The organism is Pectobacterium parmentieri (assembly GCF_001742145.1).
GTDB classification, from domain to species: domain Bacteria; phylum Pseudomonadota; class Gammaproteobacteria; order Enterobacterales; family Enterobacteriaceae; genus Pectobacterium; species Pectobacterium parmentieri.
Genome location: NZ_CP015749.1, coordinates 4381752 through 4403120, shown reverse-complemented (window position 1 = coordinate 4403120; position 21369 = coordinate 4381752). Strand labels below are relative to the sequence as shown.

At 40.2% G+C, this 21369-nt stretch carries 34 protein-coding genes and 7 pseudogenes; 30 read left to right on the top strand and 11 right to left on the bottom strand.

Features of this window, described 5'->3' with window-relative positions; translation table 11 throughout:
* Positions 1-10 precede the first annotated feature (10 nt).
* The gene (locus A8F97_RS25315; RefSeq protein ID WP_418303279.1) at positions 11-184 is read left to right on the top strand and encodes a hypothetical protein; all 174 of its coding nucleotides are present in this window, start codon (positions 11-13) and stop codon (positions 182-184) included.
* On the top strand, positions 184-453 hold the full coding sequence (locus A8F97_RS20030) for a MafI family immunity protein (RefSeq protein ID WP_069704199.1): 270 nt from the start codon (positions 184-186) through the stop codon (positions 451-453). Before A8F97_RS25315 ends, A8F97_RS20030 begins: the two co-directional genes overlap by 1 nt.
* Before the next feature lie 78 nt (positions 454-531).
* Here A8F97_RS20030 and A8F97_RS20025 read toward each other — a convergent pair whose 3' ends face one another.
* Complete coding sequence (locus A8F97_RS20025) at positions 532-735, bottom strand: SymE family type I addiction module toxin (protein WP_227001569.1); 204 nt, start codon at positions 733-735, stop codon at positions 532-534.
* 624 nt (positions 736-1359) lie between these two features.
* On the opposite strand from A8F97_RS20025, the gene A8F97_RS20020 reads away from it, so the two are divergent.
* Positions 1360-2022: a hypothetical protein gene (locus A8F97_RS20020; RefSeq protein WP_069704227.1), complete on the top strand. Its 663-nt coding sequence runs from the start codon at positions 1360-1362 to the stop codon at positions 2020-2022.
* A gap of 72 nt (positions 2023-2094) precedes the next feature.
* On the opposite strand, the gene A8F97_RS20015 is transcribed toward A8F97_RS20020, so the two are convergent.
* Positions 2095-2319: a SymE family type I addiction module toxin gene (locus A8F97_RS20015; protein ID WP_069704198.1), complete on the bottom strand. Its 225-nt coding sequence runs from the start codon at positions 2317-2319 to the stop codon at positions 2095-2097.
* A gap of 218 nt (positions 2320-2537) precedes the next feature.
* Here A8F97_RS20015 and A8F97_RS20010 point away from each other — a divergent pair, with 218 nt between their 5' ends.
* Positions 2538-3005 (top strand): SMI1/KNR4 family protein, encoded by a 468-nt coding sequence (locus A8F97_RS20010; protein ID WP_069704226.1) that lies wholly within the window; start codon positions 2538-2540, stop codon positions 3003-3005.
* Positions 3006-3065: 60 nt separating this feature from the next.
* Here A8F97_RS20010 and A8F97_RS20005 read toward each other — a convergent pair whose 3' ends face one another.
* Entirely contained in the window at positions 3066-3326 is a 261-nt protein-coding gene (locus A8F97_RS20005) for a SymE family type I addiction module toxin (protein WP_227001568.1), read from the bottom strand.
* A 204-nt stretch (positions 3327-3530) separates the two neighbouring features.
* Here A8F97_RS20005 and A8F97_RS20000 point away from each other — a divergent pair, with 204 nt between their 5' ends.
* A complete protein-coding gene (locus A8F97_RS20000; protein ID WP_069704196.1) occupies positions 3531-4019 on the top strand; it encodes a contact-dependent growth inhibition system immunity protein in 489 nt (162 codons plus the stop codon).
* Between the two features lie 133 nt (positions 4020-4152).
* Complete coding sequence (locus A8F97_RS19995) at positions 4153-4392, top strand: hypothetical protein (RefSeq protein ID WP_033070843.1); 240 nt, start codon at positions 4153-4155, stop codon at positions 4390-4392.
* Positions 4393-4456: 64 nt separating this feature from the next.
* Here A8F97_RS19995 and A8F97_RS23675 read toward each other — a convergent pair whose 3' ends face one another.
* On the bottom strand, positions 4457-4546 hold the full coding sequence (locus A8F97_RS23675; RefSeq protein WP_230856870.1) for a type I toxin-antitoxin system SymE family toxin: 90 nt from the start codon (positions 4544-4546) through the stop codon (positions 4457-4459).
* Between the two features lie 194 nt (positions 4547-4740).
* On the opposite strand from A8F97_RS23675, the pseudogene A8F97_RS25310 reads away from it, so the two are divergent.
* From A8F97_RS25310 to A8F97_RS19965, 6 genes and pseudogenes are all read left to right on the top strand, one after another.
* A pseudogene (locus tag A8F97_RS25310) lies at positions 4741-5085 on the top strand (RHS repeat domain-containing protein); the annotation flags it as partial.
* A gap of 388 nt (positions 5086-5473) precedes the next feature.
* Positions 5474-5947: an Imm26 family immunity protein gene (locus tag A8F97_RS19985; RefSeq protein WP_033070838.1), complete on the top strand. Its 474-nt coding sequence runs from the start codon at positions 5474-5476 to the stop codon at positions 5945-5947.
* Between the two features lie 114 nt (positions 5948-6061).
* Positions 6062-6234 (top strand): annotated as a pseudogene (locus tag A8F97_RS25305) (RHS repeat-associated core domain-containing protein); the annotation flags it as partial.
* Positions 6235-6401: 167 nt separating this feature from the next.
* Positions 6402-6653 carry a hypothetical protein gene (locus A8F97_RS19980; protein ID WP_127087983.1) on the top strand — a complete coding sequence of 84 codons (252 nt, stop codon included), beginning with the start codon at positions 6402-6404 and terminating at the stop codon, positions 6651-6653.
* A gap of 504 nt (positions 6654-7157) precedes the next feature.
* Positions 7158-7434, top strand: a pseudogene (locus A8F97_RS25300) (RHS repeat-associated core domain-containing protein); the annotation flags it as partial.
* Positions 7435-7730: 296 nt separating this feature from the next.
* Positions 7731-8327, top strand: coding sequence for a hypothetical protein (locus A8F97_RS19965; RefSeq protein ID WP_033070841.1), 597 nt, complete (start codon positions 7731-7733; stop codon positions 8325-8327).
* Positions 8328-8497: 170 nt separating this feature from the next.
* Here the strand turns inward: A8F97_RS19965 and A8F97_RS24930 are convergent, their stop codons facing one another.
* Complete coding sequence (locus A8F97_RS24930) at positions 8498-8587, bottom strand: type I toxin-antitoxin system SymE family toxin (RefSeq protein WP_237029078.1); 90 nt, start codon at positions 8585-8587, stop codon at positions 8498-8500.
* Between the two features lie 152 nt (positions 8588-8739).
* On the opposite strand from A8F97_RS24930, the gene A8F97_RS19960 reads away from it, so the two are divergent.
* The 3 genes and pseudogenes from A8F97_RS19960 (at position 8740) to A8F97_RS19945 (ending at position 10574) form a co-directional block, all read left to right on the top strand.
* The gene (locus A8F97_RS19960; protein WP_050512604.1) at positions 8740-9168 is read left to right on the top strand and encodes a hypothetical protein; all 429 of its coding nucleotides are present in this window, start codon (positions 8740-8742) and stop codon (positions 9166-9168) included.
* Positions 9169-9280: 112 nt separating this feature from the next.
* Positions 9281-9961 (top strand): annotated as a pseudogene (locus A8F97_RS24840) (RHS repeat domain-containing protein); the annotation flags it as partial.
* Between the two features lie 232 nt (positions 9962-10193).
* A complete protein-coding gene (locus A8F97_RS19945) occupies positions 10194-10574 on the top strand; it encodes a hypothetical protein (protein ID WP_375154054.1) in 381 nt (126 codons plus the stop codon).
* 66 nt (positions 10575-10640) lie between these two features.
* On the opposite strand, the gene A8F97_RS24925 is transcribed toward A8F97_RS19945, so the two are convergent.
* Entirely contained in the window at positions 10641-10730 is a 90-nt protein-coding gene (locus A8F97_RS24925) for a SymE family type I addiction module toxin (protein ID WP_232487944.1), read from the bottom strand.
* 44 nt (positions 10731-10774) lie between these two features.
* Between A8F97_RS24925 and A8F97_RS25295 the strand changes: the two are divergent.
* The 4 genes and pseudogenes from A8F97_RS25295 to A8F97_RS19930 form a co-directional block, all read left to right on the top strand.
* Positions 10775-10894: pseudogene (locus tag A8F97_RS25295) on the top strand (RHS repeat-associated core domain-containing protein); the annotation flags it as partial.
* Positions 10895-11297: 403 nt separating this feature from the next.
* On the top strand, positions 11298-12086 hold the full coding sequence (locus A8F97_RS19940) for a hypothetical protein (RefSeq protein ID WP_033072505.1): 789 nt from the start codon (positions 11298-11300) through the stop codon (positions 12084-12086).
* A 197-nt stretch (positions 12087-12283) separates the two neighbouring features.
* Positions 12284-12625, top strand: a complete 342-nt coding sequence (locus tag A8F97_RS25360; protein ID WP_069704193.1) for a hypothetical protein — start codon at positions 12284-12286, stop codon at positions 12623-12625.
* Between the two features lie 80 nt (positions 12626-12705).
* Complete coding sequence (locus A8F97_RS19930) at positions 12706-13221, top strand: SMI1/KNR4 family protein (RefSeq protein WP_033072503.1); 516 nt, start codon at positions 12706-12708, stop codon at positions 13219-13221.
* 100 nt (positions 13222-13321) lie between these two features.
* On the opposite strand, the gene A8F97_RS24260 is transcribed toward A8F97_RS19930, so the two are convergent.
* Complete coding sequence (locus A8F97_RS24260; protein WP_232487044.1) at positions 13322-13405, bottom strand: hypothetical protein; 84 nt, start codon at positions 13403-13405, stop codon at positions 13322-13324.
* Between the two features lie 196 nt (positions 13406-13601).
* Between A8F97_RS24260 and A8F97_RS25285 the strand changes: the two are divergent.
* The 5 genes and pseudogenes from A8F97_RS25285 to A8F97_RS19915 form a co-directional block, all read left to right on the top strand.
* Positions 13602-13952, top strand: a pseudogene (locus A8F97_RS25285) (RHS repeat-associated core domain-containing protein); the annotation flags it as partial.
* A 323-nt stretch (positions 13953-14275) separates the two neighbouring features.
* A complete protein-coding gene (gene imm45 / locus A8F97_RS23635) occupies positions 14276-14608 on the top strand; it encodes an Imm45 family immunity protein (protein ID WP_082218663.1) in 333 nt (110 codons plus the stop codon).
* A 266-nt stretch (positions 14609-14874) separates the two neighbouring features.
* Positions 14875-15158: pseudogene (locus A8F97_RS23630) on the top strand (RHS repeat-associated core domain-containing protein); the annotation flags it as partial.
* 19 nt (positions 15159-15177) lie between these two features.
* A complete protein-coding gene (locus A8F97_RS24255) occupies positions 15178-15327 on the top strand; it encodes a class II fructose-bisphosphate aldolase (protein ID WP_141650736.1) in 150 nt (49 codons plus the stop codon).
* A 65-nt stretch (positions 15328-15392) separates the two neighbouring features.
* On the top strand, positions 15393-15821 hold the full coding sequence (locus tag A8F97_RS19915) for a DUF7878 domain-containing protein (protein WP_050512701.1): 429 nt from the start codon (positions 15393-15395) through the stop codon (positions 15819-15821).
* An 81-nt stretch (positions 15822-15902) separates the two neighbouring features.
* Here the strand turns inward: A8F97_RS19915 and A8F97_RS25280 are convergent, their stop codons facing one another.
* Positions 15903-15986: a type I toxin-antitoxin system SymE family toxin gene (locus tag A8F97_RS25280; RefSeq protein WP_232830247.1), complete on the bottom strand. Its 84-nt coding sequence runs from the start codon at positions 15984-15986 to the stop codon at positions 15903-15905.
* A 188-nt stretch (positions 15987-16174) separates the two neighbouring features.
* Positions 16175-16330: a hypothetical protein gene (locus tag A8F97_RS24815; protein ID WP_227001565.1), complete on the bottom strand. Its 156-nt coding sequence runs from the start codon at positions 16328-16330 to the stop codon at positions 16175-16177.
* Positions 16331-16695: 365 nt separating this feature from the next.
* On the opposite strand from A8F97_RS24815, the gene A8F97_RS25275 reads away from it, so the two are divergent.
* Together A8F97_RS25275 and A8F97_RS19905 are read left to right on the top strand one after the other, a co-directional pair.
* Entirely contained in the window at positions 16696-16779 is an 84-nt protein-coding gene (locus tag A8F97_RS25275) for an HNH endonuclease (protein WP_071822904.1), read from the top strand.
* A 14-nt stretch (positions 16780-16793) separates the two neighbouring features.
* Positions 16794-17303, top strand: coding sequence for an SMI1/KNR4 family protein (locus A8F97_RS19905; RefSeq protein ID WP_033072500.1), 510 nt, complete (start codon positions 16794-16796; stop codon positions 17301-17303).
* Positions 17304-17410: 107 nt separating this feature from the next.
* Here A8F97_RS19905 and A8F97_RS25060 read toward each other — a convergent pair whose 3' ends face one another.
* Complete coding sequence (locus A8F97_RS25060; RefSeq protein WP_232487879.1) at positions 17411-17575, bottom strand: type I toxin-antitoxin system SymE family toxin; 165 nt, start codon at positions 17573-17575, stop codon at positions 17411-17413.
* A 162-nt stretch (positions 17576-17737) separates the two neighbouring features.
* Here A8F97_RS25060 and A8F97_RS19900 point away from each other — a divergent pair, with 162 nt between their 5' ends.
* Entirely contained in the window at positions 17738-18013 is a 276-nt protein-coding gene (locus A8F97_RS19900) for a hypothetical protein (RefSeq protein ID WP_025919684.1), read from the top strand.
* Between the two features lie 66 nt (positions 18014-18079).
* Here A8F97_RS19900 and A8F97_RS23610 read toward each other — a convergent pair whose 3' ends face one another.
* Positions 18080-18169: a type I toxin-antitoxin system SymE family toxin gene (locus A8F97_RS23610; protein WP_232487025.1), complete on the bottom strand. Its 90-nt coding sequence runs from the start codon at positions 18167-18169 to the stop codon at positions 18080-18082.
* A gap of 480 nt (positions 18170-18649) precedes the next feature.
* Here A8F97_RS23610 and A8F97_RS19890 point away from each other — a divergent pair, with 480 nt between their 5' ends.
* The 3 genes from A8F97_RS19890 (at position 18650) to A8F97_RS19880 (ending at position 21237) form a co-directional block, all read left to right on the top strand.
* Positions 18650-19033, top strand: a complete 384-nt coding sequence (locus tag A8F97_RS19890; protein WP_033072498.1) for a hypothetical protein — start codon at positions 18650-18652, stop codon at positions 19031-19033.
* A gap of 968 nt (positions 19034-20001) precedes the next feature.
* On the top strand, positions 20002-20469 hold the full coding sequence (locus tag A8F97_RS19885; RefSeq protein WP_033072497.1) for an Imm26 family immunity protein: 468 nt from the start codon (positions 20002-20004) through the stop codon (positions 20467-20469).
* A gap of 186 nt (positions 20470-20655) precedes the next feature.
* The gene (locus A8F97_RS19880; RefSeq protein ID WP_033072496.1) at positions 20656-21237 is read left to right on the top strand and encodes a hypothetical protein; all 582 of its coding nucleotides are present in this window, start codon (positions 20656-20658) and stop codon (positions 21235-21237) included.
* The last annotated feature ends 132 nt before the right edge of the window (positions 21238-21369 follow it).

Sequence of the window (21369 nt, the reverse complement as noted above, 5' to 3'; positions counted from 1 at the left end):
TGATAAAATTATGCATGAAATATCTGATATAGCTACAGATCCCTCACTAGAGCCTACAATAGGTCGTGGGGGAAGATTGGTAACCAATGGAACTAGAGATGGAATAGATATAAGAGTCATTCAGGAAAAGAATGGCGATATCGTTTCAGGCTTTCCAACAAATGTGCCAAGGAATCCACGCTAATGAAATCTGATTATCAAGAAATAGAGTTGGAACTATCTAATTTAATTAATAGCTTAGGTGGTGTTTTTTCATTAAATGAATTAATTGAAATTAAGGATTTTATTGATTACGGAGAATATGGGCTAGCTTTAGAGACAGCGATTGATGTTGTTATTGAAGAAAGGAAGTTAATTAGCTCTGAGTCTTTTAATATAATGATTAAGCTATCTCATCTTATGACTATGGATAAAGATGTTATTAGCTCTCGACTAAAATACTACGTTATTTAAAAAAACCAGAAGCGATCCCACGATCCTTCCAGCTTTTTATTTCATCGCCTGGTCAGACACTACAGATTAATCTGCGTCTCAATAATAATCTTGCCCTTTCCACCGTGACGGTGACGGCATCCCGGTGATAAAGCCCGACTCTTCCAGCCAGCGGCTTTTAAGGTTGATGGCAGAGGGCGGGTTGGATTTACCATTATGCGGGGCGTATCCCACGGTGTAGTAACGCTCTGTTTTGGCTGCTTTATTAACGGTGACGCCTGACTTAGAATGTGCCTTAGCCATGATTAACTACCACGTGGATAGGCGGTAGCATGGATGATTTACGACATTATGACGACTGGATGAAAGTCACTTACGGCTGAAACAGATAGTACGACTCGCCAGACGCTTGGATTGTTGCACAAGACCCGATAGGTTTACATGGTGGTCTGAGGCCGCAGGGTTATGTCACAAATCCTTTAGAATTTTGCGATCCTTTAGGGTTAGCGAAAAATGATGCATCCAGAAAGACAGCAGCGGAACTGACAGATGAAGAATTTGTGCAGCGAGTTGGGGAGAAGGCTGAGAGGTGGGGAGTTAATAATGGTCATGGCTCGGCGGGGTCGGGACATGTTCAGGGGAGTAAGAAACATACATATGCTGATAAATTAATGCGGCGTTATCAGAAAATGACGGGACAAAAAACGCATCTTGAAACTGAAACCTCTTATTCTGGTGGTCATCAAGTATCAAGAGGTACTTTGGGTAGCGCAAGGCCAGATGTCTATAATCCTCAGACTGGAGAAGTCTTCGATTATAAGTTTACCCGAAACTCGACAAGTCCTATCAGTCAGCGGCAACAGCAACATAATATTAAGAATTTGCCTAAGGTTACTTCACAAACTGCGATACATCCGTGATAATAATATGAAATTACTAACAACATCCGAAAAAAAAATCATTCTAGATGATTGGAAGAATGCTCTAGAGGTTTATGAGAAATATAAAACGTTATATTTAATTAAAAGGAATGGGCCTGTTTTATGCGGTGTCTATTTAAAGCCAGTTTACGGTGGTGAACACTACGTTCCTATTTTTCATACTCATTCAATGCTAAGCCAATTTTCTGCTGTAACTATATGTACACCACATGGTTTATTGAATGAAAAAATGGCTGCTGATTCTATTAGTATTAAACGGCATAAAGAAAGTTTACAAGATCTTGTTGATAAATTTAGAGAACAGTGCCCGATAGCATTCTGTGGTGAGTTGTCGCTTAGTCAACTGAATAAGTTATATGAAGACGATATCAATACTTCTATGATATATCCAGATCTTACGATGAAGAATCATGTGTTACTGGCATTCTGGTTTGGATATAAAGAAAAGAGTCAGCAACTTATTTTACGTTATAAAGAAATTATTAAGTCTTGGCCTGATGAAGCTAAACGACGATTCAATGGTGATAATGCATGGGAAGAGGATGTAAGATCACAAATGGATCTTGATAAACTGAATAATACAGTCAATGAAGAATTAGCTAAGTTTAAATTAACCAAATTGAAAGATCATGGGTTATTACCTGATTGATTAATTTGAAAACAAAAAGCCGGAAGCGATCACACGATCCTTCCGGCTTTTATTTTATGGTCAGGTTATTTTTTATAAATTAATCTGCGTCTCAATAATAATCCTGCCCTGCTCCACCGTGACGGTTACCGGCATCCCGGTGATAAAGCCACACTCTTCCAGCCAGCGGCCTTTAAGGTTGATGGCAGAGGGTGGGTTGGATTTACCATTATGCGGGGCGTATCCCACGGTATAGTAACGCTCTGTTTTGCCTGCTTTATTAACGGTGACGCCTGACTTAGAATGTGCCTTAGCCATGATTAACTACCACGTGGATAGGCGGTAGCATGGATGATTTACGACATTATGACGACTGGATGAAAGTCACTTACGGCTGAAACAGATGGTACGACTCGCCAGACGCTTGGATTGTTGCACAAGACCCGATAGGGCTACTTGGTGGTATCGTGCAAGAAAGCAAGGTGCTGATCAAATATATCTAGGCCTGATATATGATTAATACAGCGGGAATTTATATGAACACTGAAAAATTTGTAAAAATAGTTGATTATGTCAGAAATGAAAAGCCTAATTGGTTTTTGACGGAAGATAATTTTCTGGCTAAAAAAGAAGACGTTATGGTGGTTGAGAGAGAGGTTAATGGCTCTCTTCCTGATGAATTTGTATTTTTTTCATTGAAATATAAATCCGGATATTTTTCTTTCTTAAATATATATTCATTAAGTCCAAGCAGCGAATGGTACATTTTAATTAAAAATAGAGAATATCAATCTGTTCCTGAGTGCTTTTTATCTTTCAGTGATGATGAGACTGGGGGGTATTATGGTTTTTTAAAAGATAATGGTCACTATTCGAATAATGTTTATTTTTATGATTCTTCATCGAATGAATCACCGATATCTATGGAGAAAAATTTTTTCGATTTTGTTATAGATAAGGCGTTCCAACCAGATCATTTTAAACTGACACTCCCTGAAGTTTGAAAAGCCGGAAGCGATCACCATGATCCTTCCGGATTTTTATTTTTAGCTGTTGGTCAGCCACTACAAATTAATCTGCGTCTCAATAATAATCCTGCCCCGCTCCACAGTGACGGTGACGGTGACGGTGACGGTGACGGTGACGGTGACGGTGACAAGAATAAACCCCGACTCTTCCAGCCAGCGACCTTTAAGGTTGATGGCAGAGGGTGGGTTGGACTTGCCATTATGCGGGGCGTATCCCACGGTGTAGTAACGCTCTGTTTTGGTTGCTTTATTAACGATATACACATCGGGTAAGCCTGCGGATCGTGGACAATGCAATAAGAACCCCTGACGGCTCCCTAAAACTGGCCGATGCCAAAGCATCATCGACAGCGGGCTTTACCGAAAACCAGAGGAAGGGTTATCCGCTTATTAGGAAGCACGGTGGGATTATAGAAAGTGGTTCTATGAAAGGAACCGTTATTCTCGGCCGGATGTCGTGAGAATAGATCCATCAAGCATTGGTAATTTATAGGGATTCATATGCAAAAACATAGCTCAATTATTTATGAGTTTGGTGATAAATATTTTATTGTTCAACGTTCTAAGCAAGAAAAACGACACGCAGAGAGTGCAAGTGAGAATGTTGCCTTAGCCGCCGCATTGCCGACAAACGTTGATATCACTACGTTGGGTAAAGAAGCACTGACGGCGATAGATAATTATGGTGTAGTCGATCCTGCCTATAAACCGTGGGAGCTTAAAGAGTTACGAAAGCAGCTTTGTGGATGGGTAGGTGCAAGATCTTATACGGGGTTAATAAAAAACTGCCGGATCGTTCTCCTTTATAAAGATTTTGATGAAGAAAAAATAAAAGTTATTCCTTTTGATAATCATAATATCAAAGCGTGGGAAAGTATGATGAATGATGACATCATCGTTCTTCCTATTGATACAACGATCGATGATATAGGCGCTGCAATAGATGAAGCCTTCTCAATATCAACATATCATCCTGAACTAAAAAAATAAATAAAAGTCGGAAGTGCTCACACGATCCTTCCGGCTTTTTATTTTTAGCTGAAGGTGGCGGAACTCAGCACGAATCACCAGATAAGATAATAAATATGGTGGAGAGTGGTTAGCTAAAGAGATGGTGATGTTCATGAATAAAAAAGATCTGAAAGAAAGACTTATCAAAGAGAAAGTATCGAGAACTTTATATTCTTTGGATGGCCGTTTACCAAGTGAAAAGTTATGTCTCGATCATGAAAATGGTTGTTGGGTTGTTTATTACTCAGAAAGAGGGATTAAAACTGGGATGGTAAATTTCCCGACAGAAGATGAAGCCTGCGAATATATATATGTTCAAATTAATGCGATTGTTATTGGCAAAGTAAAATAAATCATAGCCGGAGGTGATCGAAAAGATCCTTCCGACTTTATTATTTTTAGCTGTTGGCCAGCATCTACAAATTAATCTCGGTCTCAATAATAATCCTGCCGCGCTCCATCATGACTGTAACGGGCATTCCGGTGATAAAGCCACACTCTTCCAGCCAGCGGCCTTTAAGGTTGATGGCCGAGGGCGGGTTGGATTTACCATTTTACTCGTCTCATTTTGAGACTCGCCCTGCGAGCCAGCTAACGCTGTTCAAACCTGTTTACAACAGGTTTGTGCGGGGCGTATCCCACGGTGTAGTAATTCTCTGTTTTTGCTTACTTTATTAATAGTTAGAACTAAATTAGAAGCTACATCGTCCCTGACCTGACAGGGACCGCCAGAGAGCTGTGCAGCGAGGAAGGCGAAATCCACTGGCGCGGCGAACAGGGTCTATGGGGCGCACACCGTGAAGAAAGACGCCCTATCCCACTCCGACGTTATCTGGGGGATGCGGCCAACGAAGAAGTGTACTGCGAACTGCGCTATCAGGGACAGTTATACGATGCAGAAACGGGGCTTTGCTACAACCGGCATAGTTACTATGATGCAGAGAGCGGGCAGTATTTATCGCCGGACCCGATAGGGTTGCTGGGTGGTATTAGACCTCAAGCCGATGTTCACAATCCATTGGAGTGGGTGGATCCGCTGGGGTTAGAGAAGAAAGGACCTCAAGGGCTTGATCAAAACAAAGATAAAGATGCCAAGAAAGAAGGTGTTGTTTATTTAAGAACAAATCTTCAAACAGGTGAACAATATGTTGGCCAGGCTAAATCTGATGAAAGATTTGCTGCTCGTCAGGCTAAGCATGATGCTGCTTTAGGGGTTCAACATAAGTATAAATATTAGGGCGGGCCGAGCTTGGCGTGGATTTGGATGTTCTGGAGGAAAGTAAAATCAGGGAATATGGTGGTATAAAACAAACGTCTAAAGGCACAAACAAAGGTGGTTCGTTAGGAAATAAACGTCACCAAATGTCTGATAAGCGCTATAGAAAAAATTTCGGTAGAACCCCGCGACATTATTAACGCAAAGAGGCTGAAAAATGGCTGCAAGAAAGAAAAAGCAAAAATGGAATATTGGCGATTTATTTACTGTACCTTTGAAAGATCATTCGTTCAGTATCGGCAGAGTTGTGGGCTTTGAACCAGAAGCTTTAAATAGCGCAATCTGTGCTTTTTATTCTCATCGTATTGATACCGCTCCTGATGATGAAATTGTTTTACCCGACGATGAGTTAATATCGGTATTGTTCGTGACAAGAGATTTATTGGACTCTGGCGATTGGAAAATTTTCGCCTCTTCTTCTAATTTTTTTTATTTGGAGAGATATATTAACCTCGACAGACTAAGAAATGATGAATTTATTGGTGTGGAATCTATCGGTTCTGGTTTAGTGATAAAGTTAATGGATGCCTATTATAAATTATCTTTTTGGAATGATTTTTATGAACCGGATTTTCTTGACTCGCTCTTGATATCCTCAGAAAAGAAACCTAAAGATGTTATATTAAAATAAAGAATAGCCGGAAGCGATCACACGATCCTTCCGGCTTTTATTTTTAGTGGTTGGTATTATTACGCCAGCATACTTCCCTGCTCTGCCCGAAGTGTACTGCGAACTGCGCTGTACGATGCAGAAACGGGGTTTTACTACAACCGGCATCGTTACTATGATGCAGAAAGTGGACAGTATTCATCGCCGGACCCGATAGGTTTAGCGGGAGGGATAAGGCCCCCAAGCTTACGTTCACAATCCACTGACCCGTGTTGACCCTCTGGGATTAGCTGAATCAGCATGTGAACAGCGGCAGAGGATACTTGATAATATTGAGGCAAGTCGGAGAGCCAGAGAATCATCTAATTTCCCTAACCCATATAATAAAGACCTTGAGTTTGACTCAAAGAAATTTGATTATTTATTTGAGCGTGTAAATAGCAGTCCGCACAGTACTGCTCGTTCTGGTCAGTTGATGGATTCCATGAAAAAGGTGGGGATAGATGATAGTTTGCAAGGAAGAAAAATGTTGACTGATCACTTTAGTGAGTCGCTTAAAGGAAGTAGCAATGTTACTGGTGTGTTTAGGGGGCATGGCGGAATACTACAAGAAATTCGTGAATCCCTTCTTATAGGGCCTTCGGGAAAGGCAACAATGCCTGAAACAACATATGAGATAATGCTGAGTGGTGCACGACGTTTTCTTATTACTATTCCTAAATCATGAGGTTGATTGTGAGACATATAGTTAACTACCCTGATGATATTGATTTTTTATCATTTTTTGAATCAGAGCCGTCATATATATCTTCTGACTTACAATGTATGGCTTATACAGTCTCTAACCATGGAACAACTATTGAATTTTCATATAATGTTACGGAAGGCTGGGTTCAAGTAAAACTATTAGCAGATGAGCACGTAATAATTCAGTATCTAACAGAAGGTGTTACCGATATTGTATTAAGAAAGGACAGGAGCGGAGAGTATATTTTTACTGAAGTTATTTCCCACGTTATAGACACAAAGATAGAAATCATGTGGAAGCCGCTAATATCTATAAAAGTAAACTCTCTTATAAAGAGTTAGCTTTGTTTTATAAACATTAAATAGCTGGAAGCGATCTCACGATCCTTCCGAATTTTTATTTTATAAGTTAGTTATTCGCTACAAATTAATCTGCATCTCAATAATAATTCTCCCCCGCTCCACCGTGAAGAAAGACGCCCTGCGTTATCTGGGGGATGCGGCGAACGAAGAAGTGTACTGTGAACTGCGCTATCAGGGACAGTTGTAAGATGCAGAAACGGAGTGTTACTACAACCGGCATCGTTACTATGATGCAGAGAGCGGACAGTATTTATCGCCGGACCCGATAGGGCTGTAGGGGAATAAGGCCGCAGGGGTATGTGCATAATCCGTTAATGTGGGTTGATCCGTTGGGGTTGGCAGGTGATCCGGCAAACGCGACGCACATTACCTATCAAGGTATGAAAGATGGCAAACCTTATGTGGGATATGCAAGTAAACCTGGGCTAGGGCATTCCGCACAAGATGTGCTCAATTATCGATACGGAAATAATTTTGAGGCATTTGATGTGAAACCAGTACCTATCTACAAGGGCGAAGGCCTTGACGGGAAATATACTGCACGAGGCTTGGAGCAACGTACCTTTGAAGACCTCGGTAGTTTAGGAAAGACATCAAACAAACAAAATCCAGTAGGCCCAAATAATCCACGTAGAGATGATTATTTAGCTGCCGCAGATAGACACAGGGAAATGGAAAAGGAGAAGAAAACGAAATGTCCAAAATAAAGAAAAAAGAGTTAATCGAAAATGCTGTTTTCTCAATTTATTTAGAAGGAATTGGATATACAGTTGCCCAGTTAAGAGATGATTGTCAGATGGAGTTTTTTGATATTATCAGAGAAAAAGATGAATGGAATGGAATAAATTTAAATGAAGAAAAAGTGCTTTTTTGCATTGTGGTCGCAGCTCATCGGTTGCTAGCCTTGCTCCATAGAAATATCAAATTAGAGGTCATATTTAATGAGCGTGCTCGTTATTTAGTTGGACTTAATTATTCATCAGTAAGAAAAAACACAGGGATTTTTGGACTGAATTTAATAAAATATGGGATCGTGTTTGATCCTAGTGATACTAGGATTTTAGTACAAGATTTAGAGCCTAATAAACATAAAGATATATTATATTCTTTTGAGTTGTTAAGTATGAATGGTAGTGTAGAGAAAATAAAAAAAAGGCTTACTACATATTTTAACGATGGCATTAATTTAGATGAGCAAATAAGGATTTTATATCCAGAAGTAGAACTCCCCCCTAAAGGTTACACAAGAATAAAGGAAAGTGAACTTGATAGGCTTTACGAGCTTGAGTGAGTATATTAAATTGATATTTAGATAATGTGATGATGCTGAATATGGTATAGGTGTTAAAATTTTTTCTCTGTCAGTTAAAAAACAAAAAACCAGCATTTTCTCTTGTAAAATAAAATCCGGAAGCGATCACACGATCCTTCTGGATTTTATTTTTATCTGTTGGTTAATTGCTACAAATTAATCTTCGTCTCAATAATAATCCTGCCCCGCGCCACCGTGGCTGTCGCCGGCATCCCGGTGATAAAGCCACACTCTTCCAGCCAGCGGCCTTTAAGGTTAACGCTGGTGTTGGTATAACAGGTGCTTCTTCTAGGGATATTAACATTGGAACTTCAGGCGCTGGACATCATATAAAAAAAGCAGCATATTCATATCGTAACGATATACTTAAATATTTTGGAGTGATTGCTAAGTGACTATAAACATTGGTTTGATTAGATGGCCAGATGATAAAACCTTATCAGTTAGATTATATCTTAGTTTTTTAATTGAAGTGACTGAATTATTGAATATAAATTTCTATGAGGATAACAACCCTATTAAAATAACGAAAAAATATTTAGGAAGATTAATAACGAATGAAGACAGAAAATTAGCCTTGTCATATTGGTGGCAATGTATAGACGATAAAAACATCAGAAATTTCAAAGATAGATCTTCATTAATGTCTCGCTTAGCCATTTGTTTTTTATCTATAAATGAAGAAAATATTGATGAGGTAAGTGAATATTTATCATGGTTTATAGAGGTGTTAGGTTTTTTGAGTTTTAATTTGTCAGAAGTTATTACCTTTATGGGAGAGTATTTCGAATTTAAATCGAATGTAGACGAAAATGTGTAGCTGTATTCTTATTCTAAAATATAAAGAAACCTACCCATTAATTAACCGAAAGTTCTTCTTAATTTAGCATGTTTTCTATTTGTACTGAAATCACCATCTAACATCTGAACCATTGATGGGGGTAAAAAACCTCCACTGGGGTGAGCAGGCCTTCCGATTGAACGGGGCCGGTCAGGTCACGGCGGAGCACCGTGACGAGGGACGCCGCCATCGGCTCGCCTGTTTGGCACGACAGCGAACAGAACCTGTGCGAGGTGTCACAGATAGCGCCGGGTCTGGCTGAGACACTGAAGGTGCAGGATGCGGTGGTTCAGTCATCAGCATGGTATGATGCCGCGGGCCGCGTGGTGGCGCGGGGTCATACGCAGTACCAGTATGACGACTGCGGGCGCTGGCTATAAAACGGGAAACGCGTCCAGGGTTCAGGCCGAAGGAAACCCACTTTGACTGGGACGTGCAGGACCGGCTGGTGCGCGTAAGCCTGCCGGACGGCACGCAGTTGTACTACATCGTCACCGACCAGGCAGGGACCGCCAGAGAGCTGTGCAGCGAAGAAGGCGACATTCACTGGCGCGGCGAACAGGGTCTGTGGGCGCACACTGTGAACTGCGCTATCAGGGACAGTTGTACGATGCAGAAACGGGGCTTTACTACAACCGGCATCGTTACTATGATGCAGAGAGCGGGCAGTATTTATCGCCGGACCCGATAGGGCTGTCGATGGATAAGGCCGCGGGGTTATGTTCACAATCCATTGGAATGGGTTGATCCGTTTGGACTGGATAAGTGTGATCCTAAAATCAATGCGGAACATGTATTTCATGGAGAAATAAAAAAGAAAGGTAAAGCCGTAGGTTTTCATCACCGAGCCAGTATTTAAATGTCGAGACTCATCGTTTTTCCCTAATTCTTGGAATAGAAAGAAAGTTATGTCGGAAATAAGATGGGCTTATAATAACGGTACTGTTTCACCAAATGGTAAATGGTCTGGGGTTTCTCCTAGTGGCGTGGCAATAGAGAGATGATTGGATAAAACTGGGGATATTAATACCGCATATCCTATTCATGATTGGAAGTATATGAAATATTACTATGGCAGTGATGGGTATCCTGTATGTGAAACCGAATGGGATTTGCATATTATTTCTGATTTTCTTCAAGGAGATATACAAGGTAGCTTATCTGGGGTGAATGAATATATATTAGCCTGTGATGATGTTATTTCAGGGAAAATTCCTGTCTGGGAAGCTACTGGTAATGCACATACTCTTACTGTTAGAAAGACTGGGGTGAATATATATAATGAATACTCTGAAGAGGAAATCGACATATCCTCTATCGGTAAGTTTAGAAAATATTTAGAAGGTTGGAGGGAACTGTTGTTAAGTAAAAATAATAATAACTAACAAAATAAAAATCCGGAAGTGCTCTCACGATCTTTCCGGCCTTTTATTTTATGCTCTGCTCAATCACTACAAATTAATCTGCGCCTCAATAATAATCCTGCCGCACTCCACTGTGACGGTCACCGGCATCCCGGTGATAAAGCCCGACTCTTCCAACCAGCGGCCTTTTAGGTTAATCGCTGACGGCGGGTTAGGCCTGCCAGCATCGTTATTATGATGCAGAGAGCGGGTAATATTTATCGCCGGACCCGATAGGGTTACTTGGGGGAATAAGGCCGCAGGGGTATGTGCATAATCCGCTGAAGTGGGTTGATGCTATGTGTCCTGTAAAAGGATCTAACTCCACAGTAACAATTAATAGCGGTAAAGATGCATCAAGCGGATGCTGATACATATACGTTTACAGATACACAAGGTAATATATATACTTGTTCAACAGGTGATTTTAATTCACGTATGGATGATCATATTACTAGTGGTCGATTAGCGTCAGGACAATAAGTTACTTTTACTCCCATAGATACAACTCGACGGAAAGATCAAGGTGCCAGGAGAGTAAGATATTTCTTTGAACAGGAACAAATTGGGGTGGACTCTCAAGGTATTTCTTTAGCGAATAAAAGTTCAGGTTGGAGGGCTGTCGCTCCAGATAAATGGTCTAAATATACGAATTCTGCCGGGAAGATAGATTTTTCAAATTCTTACTTTGATTAGGACTATATTATGGATATAGATAAGCTTATATTATATATAAAATCAAAGCCTCATGATGATTACGCAAGTCTCATTGATCCTAATTTTCAACTATGGTTGGAAAATGCACCAAGCATAAGAAGCCTTGATGATATTAGTGGTGTTTTTTTTAATAATTGCTTTTCAGGGGAAGATTGGTTTTCATTAATTCAATTATTAAGCAATAAATATCTTAGGTTTAATGCAGAGAATGTATCTGAAACCCATGCTGGTTCTTTAAATGACTTAATGAAAGATAAAATCGAGCTATTTAATTTCGAAAGTTTATATTCTATCGGAGAGTCTAGCATTGAATTGGATTTTTCAATTCTGCCAAACCCGCCATTAAAGGTTGAGTTGGTTGGCTCTAAAAAAATAAAGTTATTGAAATTTGGAAAGGAAATAGAAGGGATACGTTTATCCAATCTACAAAAACTAGAAAATATAGATTTATCTTTTCCTTTTGATTCCATCCGTTTTTTTAATATTTATAAATGCAATAATATCAATAATTTTGATTTTCTTGATAAAATAAAAAAATCACTATATGTGTCTCTTGCTGGGAATAACTGGCTGCATGATTTGAATTCTTTATCTAGTGATAGTGATATGGTTATTTTAAATTTATCAGAATCTAAAGTTATCAAATCAAAAAGTACAATAGATAAACTAAGAAGTTTTAAAGATCTACGTTATTTAACCATACAAGCAAACATTAAAGAGAAAAATGAGCTAATGGAGGCGTTACCAAATTGTTTTGTTAATGGGAGAAGTCTCTAAAAATAATTAAATGTATTTTAAAATAAATAGCCGAAAGTGATTTCACGATCCTTACAGCTATTTTATTTTTAGCGGTTGGTGTTATTACGCCAGCATATTCCCCACCTCTGCCCGAATGATTATTTTACCGGGCAGTACGTAATACTTAGCGGCTGGCTGGGTAACCCACTCTGCGTGAGCCAGTCGCACGCCATAGAATGCAGTTGGCGTGGCAGTCGGAACGCCTGTTTAGCTACGGCAGCGAACAGAACCTGTGCGAGGTGTCACAGATAGCGCCGGGTCTGGCTGAGACACTGAAGGTGCCGGATGCGGTAGTGCAATCATCGGCACGGCATGATGCCGCGGGCCGCGTGGTGGCGCGGGTAAGCCTGCCGGACAGCGCACGGTGGCACTATCGTTATGATGTGTTTATTAGCCATCATGTTGGCTATAGCCCTCAAACGAATGAAATGACTATGCAATTTGTCAATCCCGAATATCACAGTTACCCGCATGTAGGTGGTGCGCACGAATTTGAGACTGATACTGGGTTTAAATAGGGATCTCAGGAGGCTATAGATGAGGCGGCAAGAAGAAATCAGCGGTTCGATGTATGTAAAGGTAAAAAATAGGAGGTGATATGTCTAATATTAAATTTTTTTCTGATCCAAATATAAAAATTAAGCATTCCCTGAATGGGTTATCAGAACAAACCATTAATTCTTTACTCCCTTATTCTTTTCCCGGTAAAGATTTTTTTGTTGATTTTTACATAGCGTATAACGGTGGCTATCTTGAAGGCGGGGCATTTTACTACAGAGATGTTTTTTATAACATTCATGATGGTGATTATAATTTAATGGAAGTTGAGGGCTTTAACTTCATCCCTCAGAATATTGATGATAGCTCCTCTCATATCTTATCCTTGATTGATGTGTGGCGACGCAGAAAGAAATATTCTGAGGAAATAAAAAATTTTTGCTTATCTCACTTTCCTTTTGCAGCCGATGCTGGTGATAATGATTATTGGATTGATATTAAAAGCGGCTGCGTGAAGTACATTCGATGGGAAAACGACGACAACCCTAATAATGCGGTAATGATATCTCCATCATTTTATGACTTTTGTGTTAATTTGAAAGCAGAGCGAAAGTGAAATATAGATCTTTATTGAATTAACATTGCTCTTTTTGACTAAGATCTACCGGAAAGATCACCACGATCCTTCCGGTAGGTTTTTAGATGTTGATCAGCCTCTACAAATTAATTTGCGTCTCAATAATAATCCAGCCACGCTCCACGGTGACGGACATCCCGGTGATAAAACCTGACTTTTCCAGCCAGCAGCCTTTAAGGTTGATCGCTGAGGGTGGGTTGGATTTATCATTATACTCGTCTCATTTTGAGACTCGCCCTGCGGGCCAGTTCACGCTGTTCAAACCTGTTTACAACAGGTTTGTGCGGGGCGTATCTCACAGTGTAGTAACGCTCTGTTTTTCTTTATTTATTAATAGTTAGGACTGGCCTAGAAACGACATCGTCACCGACCTGACAGGCACCGCCAGAGAACTGTGCAGCGAGGAAGGCGACGTTCACTGGCGCGACGAACAGGGTCTGTGGGGCGCACACCGTGAAGAACGCCACCCTATCCCACTCCGACGTTATCTGGGGGATGCGGCCAACGAAGAAGTGTACTGTTAACTGCGCTATCAGAGGCAGTGGTACGATGCAGAAACGGGGCTTTACTACAATCGGCATCGTTACTATGATGCAGAGAGCGGGCAGTATTTATCGCCGGACCCGATAGGGTTACTTGGGGGAATAAGGCCGCAGGGGTATGTGCATAATCCGCTGGAGTTGTGTGATCCGTTCGGTCTTGCTAGTTGTAAATTACCCAATGGACAAACCGTTGCTGACTTTGAAAAAAGCTTAGTAAAGCGCCCTGTTAACGAAAGAGTCCCTGTTGTTAAAGATATGGCTGAAAGCGTAGCTAATCAAAATGGGTGGACACGTGCGAAAAACATAGAGAGTAAGAACAAGGGAAGAACTATTTATCAGGATGGCAAACATTACTCTTCTGTCGATGCTCAACATGGGTGTTTTGAACAAATAAGCAAGAAGAACGGTAAACATATGGCTGAAATAGATATGGGGAAAAATCCTATTTCTAATAGCATTGATAAAAGCGGTGAGCATAATTTGGTGGTTAAATGATGACTAAACTTATCGAATATAAATCAAAAACAATATCAAGAGGTTGTGTTTTTAGATTTCCTGCGATTTGGCCTTATGAGAGTTATATTGACCTGCTTGTTGTTGATATACCGGATGAAGGCTCTGGATATAGTTTGGTTGTGACTACTGGTCACAAAGCAGGTCTGATATTGGTTAGATTACCGAATGAATGTGAGTCAGTAAGTAACCGATCAATTAGCAATCAATGGATATTAGATAATTGGAATAAATGGATATACCCTGATTGTAATTTGGAAGATATTTTAATTATCGAACATTATGACGAACCTATGTATACAATTGAATAAATTACCTTATAACTGATGTGCCGAGCAAGATATTAAATCTTCCCGGCTTGTTTTTTATTTAGCTGCCGCTGTCAGTTCACTAAAAAACCACGCCCCCCTTTAACCACCTGTTTTACCTTATAAAATTCATGCCACAGCCCCTGAAACTCGTTATTATCTGTGATGATAGTCATGCCCCTCCGAGCCCCTCACGGTAACGCCCTGATGGGTATCAAATCCCTCCATTTTCAGCAGTCGTCCTCAAGGCACAATCTGAGGCTTGCGAAGATCTGACAGGCACCGCCAGAGAGCTGTGCAGCGAGGAAGGCGACATTCACTGGCACGGCGAACGGGCCTGGGGCACACAGCGAAGAGCGCCGCCCTATCACCCCTCCCGCGCTATCAGGGGCAGTTGTACAATGCAGAAACGGGGCTTTACTACAGCCAGCATCGTTACTATGATGCAGAGAGCGGGCAGTATTTATCGCCGGACCCGATAGGGCTGCTGGGCGGGATGAGGCCGCAGGGGTATGTCACAAATCCTTTAGAGTTCTGTGATCCGTTTAGGCTGGACGCCAAAAGATAAGCATATGGAAGGTTCAATAGCAAAAAGAGCGCCACAATTTAATACCAATAATGTTGAAGATGTTCGCGGTATTGTAAGAGAATCATTGAATTCTCCTAATGCGCAATTTTATCCAAATAATCAAGATGGTTCGTTTAGAGTTGTTACTGATTGAGGCTGACAAGTTGGTACAAAGGGGAAAACTCGAGTTCGCGTTATAGTTGGAGATGATGGAAAAATATGGAATACCCTCCCGGCGAACGAAAAACAAACATTGACTTTAATTACCTAACTATTCCTTCTGTTAATCCTAACCCACAATTACTTTCAGAAATAGAAGGTCGTTTGATAATAAAAGTAAACGATGAGGTTTTTTTTGATGAATCAGACATTTTATTACTTGAGTTGGCTAAAGAGTTGTCCGCTTGGATATCAGTAGGGAGTGGTGATTTTATCTATTACTCAATGGACTATGAGGAAGGACCTATATTATCCTTTCAGGAAACTGAGGGTAGTTGGAGATTGTCCAGTGTTTGGTGTGACGAGTATATTGAAAAAATTAGCTACAATAGTTTTTTGAAACAAGCTGAATGTTTCATCTCTAATCTAGTTAGTTATTTGAATAATAGTCACATTAATCATTTGGATGGGTTAATTAAAAAAATATAGAAAAATCCGGAAATTATTTTTACGATCCTTCCAGATTTTTATTTTTAGCTGTTAGTCAGCCGCTACAAATTAATCTGCGTCTCAATAATAATCCTGCACCGTGGCGGTGACCGGCATCCCGGTGATAGAGCCACACTCTTCCACCCAGCGGCCTTTAAGGTTGATGGCCGAGGGCGGGTTGGATTTACCATTATGCGGAGCATATCCACGGTGTAGTAACGCTCTGTTTTTCCTTCATGATTAACGGTGGCGCCTGACTTAGAATGTGTCTTAGCCATAGTAATTGCTCCTGTTAGTTGCTTGTGGTGAGCGGACTGACGTGTTGCAAGCGCGTCAGTTCCGCGTTAACTCCGTTACTTTGCCGGCGCCTGTATCTGCTTCTTGGTTAAAAAGACATCCAGTAACTTCTTAATCACCTCCTTATCCTCATCGGGCAACTGCTCCACTTCCTGAAACTGCCGCAGTAGTTCGCGGTCTTCAAATCTTGCCTTAGTCGCTTCATCCGTCACCCCTTCCAGTAGGTAATCCCCGGTCACATCCAGCGCATCGGCCAGACGCTTTAACGTGTCGCCGCCCGGTCAGGATGTGCCGCGCTCAAAGCGGTCAATGTGGGTGTAATGCCGGGATGCTTACAAAGCAAGCTGCGGAACGGCTTGCGCCGCAATAAACCCCGGTTCAGCAACAAAACGAGTAATGGCAACGGCTGGCGCCGCTGCTATGATGTGACACAGGCAGACAGGGACGTCACAGCATGGCGGTAGCGTGTCCAGGGGCAAGGACTTTCTAGAGACTTCGGAAAAGCAGATACGCCAGCCCAAATGGGGCTGCTGATTATACTAAGAATGCATAGCACCATCATCAGAATGGCACCACGATGCAAGAAGTACCGAAAGATGTTCACTCAGAGTTAACCCACAAGGGAGGCGCATCTAATATTAGAAATAATAAATGTGGTTAATTCAGGAGAGATAAATGGCAATAAAATTATCCATTGGTATTGACTACTTGGATGTAAAGGATGTTGAATCTAAATATGGGATTATTTTCCCTTCGGACTATATTGATTTTTTAACAAAGTATAATGGTATTTATATCGGTGCTGGATCTTATTGCACTATACCTTTCTCAAAAGTGGATGATGGAGAGATAGATGTTCAAGAAATGTATGGGATTAATACCATAAATCCTTCATTCGATTTACTTAGGGCTAATGAAATTAGAAATGAAGTAGTGGTTCTTGATAATCCATTTATCATTGGATCTGATCCTGGTGGTAATCCATTTTTTATTAACTGTGAAAAAAGTGATAGTGCTGTTTATTATTGGGATAGAACACATATACATTTTGATAATAACTTTGACTATCAAGAAACGAATGAAGAAGGGAATATTTATAAATTGTCTGATAGTTTTTATAAATTTTATGACTTCATCATGGTAAATGTTGGTGGTGATAAAAAAACAATAAAAGAACATTTTTAATAAAAACCGGAAGCAATCACTCGATCCTTCCAGATTTTTATTTTATAAGTTATTCAGTCACTATAGATTAATCTGCGTCTCAATAATAATCCTGCCCCGCTCCACCGTCACGGCAACTGGCATCCCGGCGATAAACCACACTCTTCCAGCCAGCGGCCTTTAAGGTTGACAGCGGAGGGAGGGTTGGGTCTGCCAGCATCGTGACTATGATGCAGAGAGCAGGCAATATTTGACGCCGGAGCAGGATATAGCCAAAGAGCCGACCTCTTCATATATCGATCCTAAATATGTAGAGGGTACTAACTCATTCTGATGCGTCTTGTGATCCTCATTACCATGTTAATAATCCAGCAGGAGAAAGACTGGATATAAATGGAAATTTAGTTACCTCTGACTCATTTACCCTTAGATATGGATCCATGATGAATATAAACATGCACGATTGGACGTTGCTTTCTTTATTAATTGATTGGAACAAAGGGGAACTTGTTATCAGATTATTGAACAGTAACTCTGAACCAGTTGTCATAAAAGCTAATGGTGTTAAGTTAATTAATATACCTAAGGGTGGTGAATGGGGAGAGAGTGTAAGTGTTAATGAACTTATTGAGTTAGATAGAAATTTCGATGGGTTTGAAAGAATGAAAATTGAAGTTCAATCAGGTGATGTTATAGAAGTCGTTGCAGAAGAAATACTACTTCCAAATTAATATCTGATTTTAATGGCCGGAAGCGATCCCCACGCTCCTTCCCGATTTTTATATGCTGGTTAGCCGCTATAGATTAATCTGCATCTCAATAATAATCCTGCCCCGCTCCACCGTCACCGTCATGGGCATCCCGGCGATAAAGCCACACTTTTTCAGCCAGCGGCCTTTCAGGTTGATAGTCGAGGACCAGTTGGTGCGGGTAAGCCTGCCGGACGTCGCGCGGTGGCGTAAAGGAACGAATGCATCTGAGGCTCATGCAGAAATTAAGAATGCGTCATCTCAGGAAATGTTTGATTATTCATTACACAGACAAGGTTTGTTGGAACAACATTATCCAATCAATTTTAAAGAGATATTCTCAGTGGGAAATTATAAATACGAAGCAAGGGTCCATAATATAATCCCTAACGCTCCTTTAAGAAGTAATTCCGCAAATGGCCCTACAGATCGGGTAGATAGAAACCAAAGTGGTGTGAATATTTATATTCATCAATGATATGAGTGGAAATATGCATCATCTGATGGTACGTGCCACCATACTTCTATTTTGAAAACAAATCCGAAATGTCATAATCCAAATTAGGGTTCTGCTGCGAAAAATAGCACTCATATTTCTTTACCTAATGGAGTAATCCCATGAAAGAACAAGATTTAGTATCCGCTATAAAAGAGCATGATTGGAAGCAAAGCTGGTTAGATTTCTCTGTTTTTTTATATGACCGAGAACGTCTAATTATTGTTGGGAGTAATGATTTATCATACTACCATACGTTGGAAATAATTATTGAATCACCATCATTTGTTCAAGGAATACTGGACTGGCCATGTGATGTGAACCATGATTTTATTAAAATATCTAAAGACAATTTAGAAGATGAATTTATTATTAATTTCTATTCGGATGATGAATTTACATTTAAGGCAATAGGAAAACATATATCCATTAACTTTGATACTGTTTTCTATTATAAAAGAGAAAATTTGAAACCAGGTGAGCGTTTAGCATATTTTATTAAATAACAAATCGCCGAAATCGATCTCGCGATCATTCCGGCTGTTTGATTTTTAGCTGTTGATATTATTACGCCAGCACGCTCTCCTGTTCTGCCCGAATAGTGGTTTACTGAGCAGCACATCAATGAGTAACGACTGGCGAGTAACACGCTCTGCGTCAGGTAGTCGCCTACCAGCGTCAGTACCTCATCATCACCCACCCAGTCTGCACCCGGCAGATGTTTCTCCGTCCCACAGGCAAGCTGCGGAAGTGCTCGCACCGCAATAAACCCCGGTTCAGCAACAAAATGAGTAATGGCAGCGACTGACGCCGCTGCTATGATGTGGCACAGGCAGACAGGGAAGTCACAGCATGGCGGTAGCGTGTCTGGGGGAAAAGTCCGCATCGGGAATTATGGGTTGCCAGGTTGTTAAAAACACCGAAAACTCTGCCTAAAAATACAGTTTCTTCAATAGATTGACTTCACTAGAAAGTGCGACTGCACCAGAGTTGTCCCTATGATCCAATAGGACTGCCAGGAGGGATAGGTCTCAAGCCTACGCGTATAACCCGTTAGCTTGAGTCGACCCTTTTGGACTGGAGAAGAAAGGGCCTCAAAGGCCTGATCAAAACAAAGATAAAAACGCCAAGAAAGAAGGTATTGTTTATTTAAGAACAAATCCCCAGACAGGTGAACAATTCGTTGGTCAGAAAAAATCTGATGAAAGATTTACCGCTCGTCAGGCTGAGTATGATGCTGCTTTAGGTATCAAACGCGACGATGAAATATTAGGAAAAGCCAGACCTGGAGTAGAGTGAATTTGGATGTTCTGGAGGAAAATAAAATCAGGGAATATAGCGGTATAAAACAAACGTCCAAAGGCATAAATAAAGGTAGTCCGTTAGGGAACAAACGTCACCAGATGTCTGATAAGCGCTATAGAAAAAATGGCGGCAGAACCCCTCAACCTTAGTAACGCAAAGAGGCTAAAACATGGCTGCAAGAAAGAAAAAATGGAATATTGGCGATTTGTTTACCGTACCTTTGCAGGATCATTCGTTCAGTATCGGCAGAGTTGTGGGCTTTGAACCAAAAGCTTTAAATAGTGCAATCTGTGCTTTTTATGCTCATCATGTTGATGCCGTCCCCGATAATGAGATCATTTTATCCGACAATGAATTGATATCAGTATTATTCGTAACAAGAGATTTATTGGACTCTGGTGATTGGAAGGTTTTTTCTGCTTCCTCCAATGTTTTCCATTTAGATAAGTATATTGATTTAAGTTCTTTAAGATCGAATGGGTCTATTGGTGTTAAGTCCATTGGTTCTGGTTTAATTATTGAATTAATGAATGCTTATTATAAACTCTCCCCATGGAATGATTACTTTAATCCTAATTATCTTGATTCTTTAATTCTATCTCCAGATAAAAAACCTAAAGATGTTATATTAAAATAAATAATAGCCGAAAGCGATCGCAACAATCCTTCCGATTTTTATTTTACCGATAGGGGAGTGATTATAAAAATACAAGAGATATAGAGTAAAAGTAATACAACTCATAGTGATAAGCTAAGGAGTGGAAGGTTAGGATAGGGGAAAATTCACCTACCCTGAATAAAAAGATTACAGTGGGAATGAGTGATGGGAAAATCATTAAAATTGACAAATAATTCTTTTTATTTTGAAAAAATTAATTTTGATTCTTTTAGTTCATCAAATAAATGGATTGGTTATTTTGAAAAAAGCACACCATTCACATCATCATTAATTGATGAATCTATAGAGATAGTGAGTGGTTTTTTTTCTCCGTATTGGGACGACTTTTTTGCTCTGTCAGCTTTATCCTTTGATGACGAAAGGGAAATTGATGAGGCCATAATAAATAAATATGGCGATCTATATAATTACGCTAAAGATAACAACTATTTAAAGCCGCTTAATAATGATTTTGAAAATTATTTATACGGTGATATTCCATTGCCAACCTCTTCCCTAAGCCTACATTTTGATAATAATAGATTTATGGACATTTGTAAATTAATCATGGGACACGGAGGTGTATTAGGTCAGGTTTTTCTCATGGTTAATTTAAAGTTAAATTTGGCTATATACCCTCATAACGATCTCGGATTTGGTATTATATCTTTTGGTGAAAATGACGCTTTCTGTCAGTCTTTTTTAAGCTCTCTGAGTGGAAATAGAAAATTTAATGTGATTACATAAATTTTTTAAATCTACAAAAAGTGATTATTTTAATGGCCGGATCGTTATTTTACCGGGCAGTACGTCAATAGTAATGCTCTCTATAATAATCCAGAACGCCTAAACCTGATAGTAGTCCTACTCATCCGATAA

Coding starts and splice junctions, on each gene's coding strand:
- A8F97_RS25315 (WP_418303279.1), top strand. CDS start 11: ATGCATGAAATATCTGATATAGCTACAGATCCCTCACTAGAGCCTACA.
- A8F97_RS20030 (WP_069704199.1), top strand. CDS start 184: ATGAAATCTGATTATCAAGAAATAGAGTTGGAACTATCTAATTTAATT.
- A8F97_RS20025 (WP_227001569.1), bottom strand. CDS start 735: ATGGCTAAGGCACATTCTAAGTCAGGCGTCACCGTTAATAAAGCAGCC.
- A8F97_RS20020 (WP_069704227.1), top strand. CDS start 1,360: ATGAAATTACTAACAACATCCGAAAAAAAAATCATTCTAGATGATTGG.
- A8F97_RS20015 (WP_069704198.1), bottom strand. CDS start 2,319: ATGGCTAAGGCACATTCTAAGTCAGGCGTCACCGTTAATAAAGCAGGC.
- A8F97_RS20010 (WP_069704226.1), top strand. CDS start 2,538: ATGAACACTGAAAAATTTGTAAAAATAGTTGATTATGTCAGAAATGAA.
- A8F97_RS20000 (WP_069704196.1), top strand. CDS start 3,531: ATGCAAAAACATAGCTCAATTATTTATGAGTTTGGTGATAAATATTTT.
- A8F97_RS19995 (WP_033070843.1), top strand. CDS start 4,153: ATGAATAAAAAAGATCTGAAAGAAAGACTTATCAAAGAGAAAGTATCG.
- A8F97_RS19985 (WP_033070838.1), top strand. CDS start 5,474: ATGGCTGCAAGAAAGAAAAAGCAAAAATGGAATATTGGCGATTTATTT.
- A8F97_RS19980 (WP_127087983.1), top strand. CDS start 6,402: ATGGATTCCATGAAAAAGGTGGGGATAGATGATAGTTTGCAAGGAAGA.
- A8F97_RS19965 (WP_033070841.1), top strand. CDS start 7,731: ATGTCCAAAATAAAGAAAAAAGAGTTAATCGAAAATGCTGTTTTCTCA.
- A8F97_RS19940 (WP_033072505.1), top strand. CDS start 11,298: ATGGATATAGATAAGCTTATATTATATATAAAATCAAAGCCTCATGAT.
- A8F97_RS25360 (WP_069704193.1), top strand. CDS start 12,284: ATGCAGTTGGCGTGGCAGTCGGAACGCCTGTTTAGCTACGGCAGCGAA.
- A8F97_RS19930 (WP_033072503.1), top strand. CDS start 12,706: ATGTCTAATATTAAATTTTTTTCTGATCCAAATATAAAAATTAAGCAT.
- imm45 (WP_082218663.1), top strand. CDS start 14,276: ATGATGACTAAACTTATCGAATATAAATCAAAAACAATATCAAGAGGT.
- A8F97_RS24255 (WP_141650736.1), top strand. CDS start 15,178: ATGGAAGGTTCAATAGCAAAAAGAGCGCCACAATTTAATACCAATAAT.
- A8F97_RS19915 (WP_050512701.1), top strand. CDS start 15,393: ATGGAATACCCTCCCGGCGAACGAAAAACAAACATTGACTTTAATTAC.
- A8F97_RS25275 (WP_071822904.1), top strand. CDS start 16,696: ATGCAAGAAGTACCGAAAGATGTTCACTCAGAGTTAACCCACAAGGGA.
- A8F97_RS19905 (WP_033072500.1), top strand. CDS start 16,794: ATGGCAATAAAATTATCCATTGGTATTGACTACTTGGATGTAAAGGAT.
- A8F97_RS25060 (WP_232487879.1), bottom strand. CDS start 17,575: ATGAAGAGGTCGGCTCTTTGGCTATATCCTGCTCCGGCGTCAAATATT.
- A8F97_RS19900 (WP_025919684.1), top strand. CDS start 17,738: ATGCACGATTGGACGTTGCTTTCTTTATTAATTGATTGGAACAAAGGG.
- A8F97_RS19890 (WP_033072498.1), top strand. CDS start 18,650: ATGAAAGAACAAGATTTAGTATCCGCTATAAAAGAGCATGATTGGAAG.
- A8F97_RS19885 (WP_033072497.1), top strand. CDS start 20,002: ATGGCTGCAAGAAAGAAAAAATGGAATATTGGCGATTTGTTTACCGTA.
- A8F97_RS19880 (WP_033072496.1), top strand. CDS start 20,656: ATGGGAAAATCATTAAAATTGACAAATAATTCTTTTTATTTTGAAAAA.